Source organism: Peribacillus sp. NPDC058002, assembly GCF_042886655.1.
Lineage (GTDB): Bacteria > Bacillota > Bacilli > Bacillales > DSM-1321 > Peribacillus > Peribacillus aracenensis.
This window is the reverse complement of sequence record NZ_JBHVQU010000141.1, coordinates 1-9836: the sequence shown is the minus strand read 5'-3', so window position 1 is coordinate 9836 and position 9836 is coordinate 1. Positions and strand designations below refer to the sequence as shown.

Annotated in this window: 6 protein-coding genes and 2 pseudogenes; 5 read left to right on the top strand and 3 right to left on the bottom strand. The window is 39.9% G+C overall.

Going from position 1 to position 9836, the window contains the following annotated elements:
* Nucleotides 1-285 precede the first annotated feature (285 nt).
* Complete coding sequence (locus ACFVSH_RS19040; protein WP_387707335.1) at nt 286-1344, top strand: alkene reductase; 1059 nt, start codon at nt 286-288, stop codon at nt 1342-1344.
* Nucleotides 1345-1682: 338 nt separating this feature from the next.
* Nucleotides 1683-2078 carry a P-loop NTPase family protein gene (locus tag ACFVSH_RS19035; RefSeq protein ID WP_387707331.1) on the top strand — a complete coding sequence of 132 codons (396 nt, stop codon included), beginning with the start codon at nt 1683-1685 and terminating at the stop codon, nt 2076-2078.
* 393 nt (nt 2079-2471) lie between these two features.
* Here the strand turns inward: ACFVSH_RS19035 and ACFVSH_RS19030 are convergent, their stop codons facing one another.
* The 3 genes from ACFVSH_RS19030 to ACFVSH_RS19020 all read right to left on the bottom strand — a co-directional run bounded on the left by ACFVSH_RS19030 (nt 2472) and on the right by ACFVSH_RS19020 (nt 6819).
* A complete protein-coding gene (locus ACFVSH_RS19030; protein ID WP_387596971.1) occupies nt 2472-3878 on the bottom strand; it encodes a M20 family metallopeptidase in 1407 nt (468 codons plus the stop codon).
* Between the two features lie 37 nt (nt 3879-3915).
* Nucleotides 3916-5175, bottom strand: coding sequence for an amidohydrolase (locus ACFVSH_RS19025; RefSeq protein ID WP_387596968.1), 1260 nt, complete (start codon nt 5173-5175; stop codon nt 3916-3918).
* A 114-nt stretch (nt 5176-5289) separates the two neighbouring features.
* Complete coding sequence (locus tag ACFVSH_RS19020) at nt 5290-6819, bottom strand: AbgT family transporter (protein ID WP_260287387.1); 1530 nt, start codon at nt 6817-6819, stop codon at nt 5290-5292.
* A 484-nt stretch (nt 6820-7303) separates the two neighbouring features.
* On the opposite strand from ACFVSH_RS19020, the gene ACFVSH_RS19015 reads away from it, so the two are divergent.
* The 3 genes and pseudogenes from ACFVSH_RS19015 to ACFVSH_RS19005 all read left to right on the top strand — a co-directional run.
* Nucleotides 7304-8608 carry a helix-turn-helix domain-containing protein gene (locus ACFVSH_RS19015; protein WP_387596965.1) on the top strand — a complete coding sequence of 435 codons (1305 nt, stop codon included), beginning with the start codon at nt 7304-7306 and terminating at the stop codon, nt 8606-8608.
* 233 nt (nt 8609-8841) lie between these two features.
* Nucleotides 8842-9120: pseudogene (locus tag ACFVSH_RS19010) on the top strand (LbetaH domain-containing protein); the annotation flags it as partial.
* A 397-nt stretch (nt 9121-9517) separates the two neighbouring features.
* Nucleotides 9518-9836, top strand: a pseudogene (locus ACFVSH_RS19005) (hypothetical protein); the annotation flags it as partial.

The following is a 9836-nucleotide window of genomic DNA, read 5'->3' as shown; positions in this document are numbered from 1 at the left end:
CCCCACAGGCGTTTACGCCGAGGAGGCTCACCGCCCGCCCCGCGGAAAGCGAGCACCTGGAGGGGAAATCAACCACGTCGCTTTACTTGGTAAATAGCAACAAATTATGCGAAAACAGCCTTGGAAAAAAACAATAAAGTTCTTATTGGTCTTTATTCCCATATTTTATCCAATGCTTTAAAAACAGAGTGAATTATTTGAAAACCAACCACTTATCGGATAATCTTACACAGTAATAGTTACTAAAAATTAGCCCAGGTAAAGCGGTTAACAGGAGGAATTCAAATGAATACAATGAAAGCCAAAATGTTTGAACCTGTAACAATAGGTGCATGGAACTTAAAAACAAGAACGGCAATGGCTCCTATGACACGGTCGTTTGCCGATAACGAAACGGGTGTTGTGAACGACCTGACCGTAGAATATTACCGAAAACGGGCTCAAGATGGAATCGGACTTATCATCACTGAAGGTGTAGTGATTTCACCAAGAGCAAAGGGCAATCCTGGGGTTCCCGGAATATATACTCATGAGCAAATCAACGGGTGGAAAAAAGTAACGGAAGCAGTGCACGCAGAAGGCGGAACGATTATTGCGCAAATCTGGCATGTGGGCCGTGCAAGCCACCATGAAATTGCAGGAGGACTTCCTCCGCAGGCTCCGTCCCCCATCGCTGCAGAAGGTAAGGTTTCACGATTCGGTAAACCTTTTGACACTCCTGAAGAAATGACAGAGACGGATATTGCAGAAGTTGTGGACCAATATAAACAAGCTGCAAAGAATGCAATGGATGCTGGCTTTGATGGCGTTGAAATTCATGGTGCACACGGCTACTTAATAGACCAGTTCAATTCAGACACCTCCAATAAAAGGACCGATCGGTACGGTGGTGATTTAAAACAGCGTCTGACTTTTATGAATGAAGTGTTAAAAGCAGTTATTGATGCTGTTGGAGTGGAGCGCACCCTTATTCGTTTCTCGGCTTTGAAAATTGACCAGCCGTCCTACATGTGGGAAGACCCTGAAAAAGCGATCCAAACATTTATTGAAGCGTTCAATGAAACAGGGGTCAAAATGATTCACCCATCCACGATGGAATTTTCCAAACCGATTGCAAGAGGATTGACGATGCATGAATTGGTACGCAGCAACTGGGATGGAATCATAATTGGTGTAGGGGGGCTTGATCCTGAAACCGCAGAAGCCGCACTGGAAAAAGGCATTATTGACGTTGCGGCGATTGGACGTCCACTTATAGCTAACCCGGATTATCTGGCACGAATTAAGAAGGATGAAAAACTTGTTGATTACGAGGCAAGGAAACATTTAGGGCAACTGAATTAATAAAGATAGAATAGAGTCAGGCTTGTTCATCGACAGGACACCGCAGTAACCATACTTCCTTTTCTATAACTGATGCGATTCTTCATTCAAGAAGGGTCGCCTTTTCTATGGAACTAAAGGGAAGTGCAAAGGAAGAAGGCTGTTAAAAAGGTTATATATATTTGGTAGACATACTGGTTATTTCAATTAATAAAGTGGGGAAGTTGGTATATAAATGGAACGTATCATGGTTATCGGAGTGTCCGCGGGAGTCGGAAAATCTACTTTTGCAAGAAGACTTGGATAATTTGGATATCGAAGTACATCATTTGGATACATTCTACTGGAGGCCAGGCTGGGTGGAAGCTCCTTTAGAGGATTTTATTTCTGCTCAGAAGGATGTATTGAGTCATGACAAGTGGATAATGGAAGGCAATTATAGTAATTCTTTTAATTTGCGTTCGGAGCTTGCCGATACGATTATTTATTTAGAACTTCCTCTCCGTGTTTGCCTTTACCGTGTTATAAATCGTAGGTTATCTTATCTAGGTAAAACAAGACCTGATATGGGCAAAGGCTGCAATGAAAAATTAGACTGGCAGTTTGTTAAATTTATCATGACCACCTACTTTCCTCGCAAGAAAGAAATGAAAAAGAGACTTGCAGATATTCAAAAGAGTGACCCTGAAAAGCTAATAGTTATATTGAAAAGCAAGCACGAAATTGAAGGATATCTGTTGAATATGAAGGGATAAGCTTCTTCCCATCAATTTTTATGACACTTAGAGGTTTCCGAGAGTAAATATAAAGCCAGAATGGAAAAGGGACCTTCCAATCGAAGATCCCTGAGACTTTAGACAAATTCGAAGACACAGTTTCTTTTATGGCTTGTACAATTTGACGTAGATTTCCGCTCAAGAAACTTGCTTTCCGCGGGCGGTCGGGGAGCCTCCCCGGCATGCGCCTGCGGGGTCTCCCCTAGACACGCTTTTCCCGCAGGAGTCTCGAACACCCGCTCCAGTCAACTTAGTCATGTGCTGAAAGATAAGTTTCCCGAGCCCCTTTTTATACATCATAAGTTCCATGAGGCTAAATGACCATATAGCTACGGACAATTAATGATTACGGCAACACACTAATCTAGTTTATCATCTTTTAACTAAAGGCTTTACATCCTGCGGAATAGGGGAGATATAGCTTTTCCCTTTTAATCGTTCTTTTAGCTCTGTTTTAGCCTTTTCAATTAATTCCGGATTTTGAAGCACTTCTACTGCAGTTGCCGCAATAACCTTGCCAGCATGAAGCATTCCTTTATGGGCAATGGATGTTGATCCCAGTGTAACCCACTGCCAGCTATGCAAAGGTGACCCAAGAACAAAACAAGCTGTTGTGCATTGGGCGGTAGGAACGATCCAACTAACATCTCCCACATCCGAGGAACCTGTTAATGGCGCTTGTAAGCCCTCGATGGGTTCTAACCAATTTGCCAATGCATCATCTTGATTATCTTTAGAAGGATTGATTGTACTGTTCCTTTCTTGTTCGGTTAAGGTGGCGCGGACTTCTTTGGCAAGCTGTTTTTCCTTTTCATCGTGTTGTGGAATACCTAATTCTTGAAAATTCTTGTACATGACGGATTCTAGCACATTGTTTTGGATAACATTGGAACAGGCTTTATCGAAAACGATTTCTAATTCAGTTCCTGTCATAAGGGCAGCTCCTTTAGCAATATTACAAACTCTCAAGTAAATATCTTGAACTTGTGAAACTTCCGGAGCTCGTAATAAATAAAGAACCTCTGCATCTTGTTGGACAACATTAGGCGATAATCCGCCTGAATTCGTTATTGCATAATGGACTCTTGCTTCTTGAATAATATGCTCCCTTAAATAGTTCACGCCAACATTCATAAGTTCTACGGCATCTAAAGCACTCCGTCCCAAATGTGGTGATGCAGCTGCATGAGAGCTTTTTCCTTTAAACTTATAATACACTTGGAAATTGGAAAGCGAATCCATCGACATAACGCCGTTGACATCCAGTGGGTGCCAACAAAATGCAAAATCAACGTCATCGAACAAACCCTCTCTGACCATGAAGGTTTTGCCTGATCCGCCTTCTTCTCCTGGACATCCATAATAACGAACTGTCCCATTTATATGATTCTCTTCCATATAATCCTTCACCGCAACAGCTGCAGCTAAAGCTCCAGTACCAAGTAAATTGTGACCACATCCATGGCCATTTTCACCTTGGACTATTGGCTCTTGTTTAGCTGTAGCTTTTTTTTGACTCATACCTGACAGCGCATCAAATTCGCCCATGATTGCCACAATAGGTTTACCGGTCCCATAGCTACCGATAAATGCCGTTTCTATGTTCCCAACACCTTTTTCAACAGAAAATCCTTCGTTTTCTAACGTGCTGCACAGCAATTCAGCAGATTGATATTCTTCAAAGCGTGTTTCGGCAAAATTCCATATACAGTCACTGACTTCAATGAATTTATCTTTTTTTTGTTCAATGATTTCCGATAATTTATTTACATGTGTCATTTTATACTCTTTCCTTCCTATATGTATATCTGAAGAATTATTTTAATAGGCGTCTTGCAATTAGATTCAAAAGTTCTGCACTCCTTGGTAAAACTTCTTCTTGAACATCAAATTTAGGGTGGTGATGTGGTGCAGGAATATCAGTCCCAATAATCATATATGTCCCTTTCCCGCCATTATCCTGTACTCTTCGAATCATAAAACTTGCATCTTCGCTACCAGCAGAACCGGATTCCCTGCATGCTTTGATTGTTGAAAAACCATCTACATTCCTGGCTTCTTCCATGGCGAGTTCGACAAGTTCCTGATCACAACGAATCGTAATTGCTTGACCTATGATTTCAATTTCATGTTCAAGCTCATGCATACCTGCACTATGAGCCACGATATTTCGAACACGCTGCTCCACTTCAGCATTTGTTTCTTCGGATACAGACCGTGTCTCAATGACCATTTTTGCATGCGCGGGAATAATATTAGCGGCTGTTCCTCCGTTAAGAATACCTACATTTATGCGGGTAGAACCTGAACTGAATCTTGGAATGGCATGTATATTCAATAATGCGGTGGCTGCCCCTAACAAAGCATTTTTCCCTTTTTCCGGAGAAGCACCTGCATGAGAAGATACCCCATGAAAATGGGCAGCCATTTTCGTACTTGCTAAAAAGCCGGAAGAACCACCATGAAATTCTCCTAGGGGGACATCTGTGCCAAGGTGCAGACAATATAAATAATCCACATCATCCAAAATCCCTTTTTGTACAATTGAATAGGCACCGCGTACTCCCTCTTCAGCAGGTTGAAAAATAAGTTTTACCGTTCCTGAAAAATTCCCATCCGCTAATTTTTCAGCAAGTCCCAAACCGATTGCTGTATGGCCATCGTGTGCACAGGCATGCATATTCCCTTCATATTTGGAACGAAAACCGTTCATTTGCGGGAAGTGGTCAGAATCAGTACTTTCCGTAACAGGCAATGCATCCATATCAAAGCGGAAAGCTACGGTTGGGCCATCAGCTTTTCCTTTTAAAATACCAATGACAGCAGTATATCCACCCTCCATTTCTTGGAGGATTTTTGGATTGGCGCCATCTTGTAATGCTCTATTAAATGTTTCCTCCAATACTTCTATAGGGGGAACTCCACGGCGAGACTCACCATCTAAAGCATTTTTTCCAAATATCACGTTATATTTCAAAGAATTTAGTGCTTCTACTACCTTTGAAGCAGTACGAAATTCCGTAAAGCCAACTTCTGGATGTTGATGAAGATCACGTCTTAAAGAAATAATATCCAATTCATTTCACTCCTGATTTATTTGATGATCATTCATATAATTCGATTTGTTGTCGACACCAAGCGGCCCAGCCCCTCAAGTAAGGGGCATGTGAGGCGCTTGAGATTTTGCGAATTATGGTAATTTCGGAGATACTCCGGGACCAATAGGGAGGCCAAGGAAATACCAAACGACAACCAATAGCGTCCAAATGATGAAGATGATAATCGGATAAGGCAAAATAAGAGAATAATAAGTTCCTAGTTTTGCATCTTTTCGATACTCTTGTAAGAAACTTAAGAATAGTGGGACAAATGGAGATACAGGTGCCAATGGCAGTACAGATGAATCTGCTACCCTGAACAACATTTGGGCGAAGGCAGGATGATAGCCTAATACCATGAACATTGGGACAAAAACGGGTGCCAATATAGACCATATTGCAGAGCCGCTGGCAATGAACATGGAAAGAAGTCCAGATAAGAACATTAGCCCAATTAGGACAGGTGCACCTTCTATGTTTAGCTGTTCCAAGAGATCTGTGATGGATAAAGCCAAAAATTTACCCATATTACTCCAGTTGAAGCAAGCGACAAATTGGGAAAGCGGGAAAACCATAATGATAAATCCAGCCATTCCTTTAATGGGGTCCACCAATAATTCCGGAATGTCATTTTGTTTCTTGATTGCTCCCACCTTAACTCCATAAGTAATAGAAACAGTAAAAAAGAAGAGTAAGATGATTGCGACAATTCCAGACATGAATGGAGAGGGGAGAATGGCTCCAGTTTCTGGGTTTCGTAATAGAGCTCCTTCTGGAACGACTAGAACGGCCATAACAGCTATAAAAATCAAAGCTGAAATACCTGTAGCCAGGAGTGCTTTGTTTTGTTGCTTCGTTAATTGCTCCAATTTTTTATGCTGACCGCCACCTTCATACTTTCCTAAGCGCGGCTCGACAAATTTATCTGTAATCAAGGATATAACTACCGTGAGTACGAGAACGGACGTCGCCATAAAGAACCAGTTATCCGTAACATTAACGGTCAAATTTGCATTCATGCCTTTCGCTACTTCCGAACTGATTCCTGATAGCAAGACATCTGTTGTGACGATTAATAAGTTGGCAGTGAAACCCGAACCAACCCCAGCGATGGCAGCGAGCAACCCAGCAACAGGGTGACGCCCCACAGCAAGGAAAATCAAAGCACCAAGGGGAGGCATAATAACAAGCGCAGCATCAGAAGAAACATGACTAAAAAAAGCAACAAATACAACTAAATAACTAGCGTATTTCCCTGAGACTTTTAGCGACATCTTCCGAATCAAAACTTCCAACAATCCAACTTTTTCCGCTAATCCTACTCCTAGCATAAGAGCTAAAATAGATCCCAGTGGTAAAAAGCCGGAAAAGTTTTTAATCATATTCGGCAAAATCCATTGGATGCCTTCACGGCTTAAGAGGTTTTGAACTTCCACTTTCTCTCCACTTATGGGGTCCGATGCCGAAACATGGAAGACTGATAAGAGAGCGGTTACAACAAATAAAAAGGCAATCATATAAATAAATAAGATAAAGGGGTGGGGGATTTTGTTTCCTATTCGCTCTACTCGATTGAAAAAACCACCCGTTTTATGATTTTGAAGATTAGTTGTATCTTTCATTACTTTTTGTTCCATTACATTCTCCTCCTAAACCTTCTTCCATTTGTAGTTTGTGCGTTTTGCACCATTCCCTTTATAAACTTTTTCCCTAAACATGCCTTAAACTCAAATTACCGACTTACATTCCTTTGTGAACTTCATTAATTCCTTTCAATATACTGATTTTTATTTAACGAACATTTAACGTTATTTTCGTTAAATGTATTATATAATTAAGAATAATCTATTTCAATAAAATTTTCAGAAAAAAGGGAAATTATTTTCTGGTATTTCTTGTTAAATGAAAATGGATTCGAAACCTTTGAATGAATAGGCTCTGCCACTCTTGGACTCATGATAGATAAGAATCCATATTAAGTAGCACCGTTTATTTATGTCAAACGGTGCTTTACATGCTTTTATATTTGGAGCTCATATTTTCCATGTTGTGGTTGGTTATTTTGATATAATAAAACTAATAGTATGATGTAGGGGTGAAATAAACTTGTATAAAATTGGTGTTGTAGGTCCACTTTCATCTATAAAGAAAATTCGGGATGTTACCAATGAATTTGAACATGAAATAGATTTTATTGATTTTCCATATGAAGATGCACGTGAGGTAACGGACATTATAAAAAATCACCAAAATGCAGTAAATGGTTGGTTTTTCTCTGGTCCGGTCCCATATCGAATAGCTAAAGAAATGTTAGATTCAGATGCCAATTTTACGTATTGTCCGCCTGTAGGATCTAGTTTATATAGATGTTTTCTACAAATGTCGGCAGATCAAAAATATTTTTTCGATAAGATATCCATCGATATGATTCGATTGGAAGACTTTTTTTTGCAAGAATCGCTACAAGAGCTGGGGATTTCCACCGAACATATTTATGTAAAAACATTTGATGAACAATATGATTTTCAAGACATTGTCCAATTTCACCTTCATCTGTGGAGGGAAGGGGCGGTACATGGTGTCCTTACCGTTTTACAATCCGTATATGAAGCATTGAAGAAGGAGAATGTTCCTGTTTACAAAATAAATATGACGAAGATGGAAATCCGGCAAGCGGTCAAGATTTTAATTGAAAAAGCAAAAAGTACTTATTTCAAAGATAGCCAGATAGGTGTGGAAATTATTGAAATTGATCAGTTCGATCAATTTGTTGACGAGGTTGATATTCGTTACCATCTGCAGCATGTTGAGCTTAAGATTAAACAAACATTACTTACATTTTGTGAAAAATTAGATGGATCCCTCATCGAAAATGGAAACGGCCGCTATCAAATATTTAGTTCACGAAAGGCAATTGAACGGGAAATTGGCAGCTTGCAAAGTACTGTTCAACAACTGGCCCTTGAAATGGATGTCCCGGTTGCAGTTGGTATTGGTTTTGGTGAGACGGCTGCATCTGCAGAAATCAATGCCCGTAAGGCGATCCGTCATTCGAAGAAGCAAGACAGTTCCGGAATTGTCGTTATCCAAGAAGATGGTGTAATGATTGAATCCGTAGGTCAAGAAGAACAATTGGCATATACCTTTCGTTCTGATGATAAAGAACTGCTAGATAAATTGAATCAGGCTAACATTAGTGTAAAAACGTATAAAAAGATAGAAGCATTGGTTGATCGTATGGGCTGGGACGGCTTCACTTCCTCAGACTTAGCCTCTCATTTATCAATGACCGTTCGAAATGCCCAGAGAATTATGAGTAGTTTGAGTGATAGCGGTTTAGTGGAGTACAAAGGAGAAGAACTTCAATCACCACGGGGAAGACCTCGTAAAATTTATAGGTTAAAGAAGTAACACCCTGACATTCTTGGTATACACGTAAATGAAATTCGAGTTGCGATGCAAATTTTGAAGGCTATTCTTTGCTCTATGTGGATGCTGTTAAACCGTTAATTTCATGCGGTCATGGCACCCGTCGAAGGAAGTTTCTTAGCCACCCGGGGATCTAAAAAGTGACATCAAGAAATTTATGTCAATTTGTTGTAACGGGCAGAGTTGATTTTCCTTAGTTACCAATTTAATGGGGTATTGCAGACAAAGTATTTGTTGGTTTTAACTCCATTGTTTATACCGCAATTGTAGGAAGAGGAGCATTTATTTCTTATAATGCAGTAGTGACAAATGGCGTTCGGATACCACCTTGAGCTAATATTGATTCGCAGGAAAAAGCGGATGCACTTTCACGAGTACCAAAGGATAGTAAGGAATTTGCGAATGAAGTTCAACGAGTCAATCAGGAATTCCCTGCATCTTATCACTTGTTATTTGGGAAAAATCGTTGCTCCTGCGGAGTTGCCTATGACTAGTGAAATGCATGCTGGATCGAGTTCTGTCCGTAAGGACTCTTTATAGAAATGCGAAGCTGTCATTGAGGCAGCTTTTTTATTGTAATGGGCAGGAAAGTATAATAATTCCCAAGAGGAGATGTTCACGAATAAAAGTGTTGCATGATAAAATGAATCAAAAGAGAAAAGTTTGCGTGGGTATGAATACAACTATATATACCAGTGCTATCACTCTTTTCTTTTTGCTGCCGATACGATAAGAGTAACTAGACAACTCATAATCACGACTCAATACAAATTAAGCAATAATTAGGCAGCAGAAGAATTAGGATTATGATACCATGACTGAGATTAAACTAGGATATTCTAAAAAGAACAATGATTCTATTACAGATTATAAAAGGAAGTAGATTACCGGATGTATAAAATCGGACTGGTCGGCCTAAAAACTTCTATAGAACAAATTTTAATCTTGGCAGAAGAATATAAACATGAGTTGGAATTCATCTCTTTGCCCTATGTAAAGACAGAAGAGGTAGAGAATATTGTAAAGGAACATGAATCTAACGTACATGCATGGCTTTTTTCAGGTCCACTTCCCTATGAAATTGCCAAAAAGACACTAGGTACAGATAAAATAATGGTCCATGTTCCGGCCACGGAATCAGGTTTTTATAAATCCTTATTAGAAATGATCTACGAACAAGGGAAAATCATCGAGCATCTAAGTATCTATA